Genomic DNA, 756 nt, shown 5'->3' with positions numbered 1-756 from the left:
GGGCTTGCATCACGTCGTCCAAGCTGGCGCCGACTTCGTGGTGCGCATCAGCTGGAACTCCCTGTCGTTGCAGACCGCCCGCGAGCAGCCCTTCGATCTGGCCCGGCGGCTTGAGCGGCTGGACAAGGCCGAGCACGCCGAATGGAAAGCGATCATCCATACGGCCGACGACAAGACGATGCCGGTCCGTCTCCTGGTCCAGCGCAAGCCGCCCGAGGCGATCGAGCGCGAGATCAAGCGTATCACCGAAAAAGCCGCACGGCGCGGCCGTACCCGGCGCAGCGGCAAGCCCGATCCGCGCAGCCTGATCGCCGCCCAGTACACCATTCTCGCCACCTCGCTCGACAAGCCGGCCGACCAGATCTTCGAACTCTATCGCTTGCGATGGCAGATCGAGATTGCCTTCAAGCGGCTGAAGAGCCTGCTGCACATCGATCGCCTCGAGGCCAAGGATCCCGACCTCGTACGAACTTGGCTGCTCGCCCACATCATCGCTGCGCTGCTCATCGAAGACCACGCCGACGAAGCGCTGGACTCTTCCCCCTCTGCACTCGGCTACGCTGCCTGACCTGCCGCGCCACTGCTGGCGCCTCTTCAAGATCCTCCGCGATGCCATCTGCATCGCCGTCACCGGCACCCTTCTGCCCGAGCGTATTATCGACAGTGCCTGTCGCCTCACACGACTGCTCTTCGAGCCTCCTCGCCGCAAACGAAAGCGCAGGCCATTCCCGACATTCGTCTTAAGTTAGCGCCTAT

General features: G+C 63.8%; 1 protein-coding gene. It reads left to right on the top strand.

Annotation, left to right across the window (positions count from 1 at the left end):
* The coding region (locus tag RSO01_RS46960) for a transposase (protein WP_147157506.1) at positions 1-568 on the top strand (568 nt) is incomplete at its 5' end.
* Between the last annotated feature and the right edge of the window lie 188 nt (positions 569-756).

Origin of the sequence: Reyranella soli, assembly GCF_007992495.1 — a bacterium.
GTDB classification, from domain to species: domain Bacteria; phylum Pseudomonadota; class Alphaproteobacteria; order Reyranellales; family Reyranellaceae; genus Reyranella; species Reyranella soli.
Note: the sequence above shows the minus strand (reverse complement) of the source record. Positions and strands in the feature narration are given on the sequence as shown.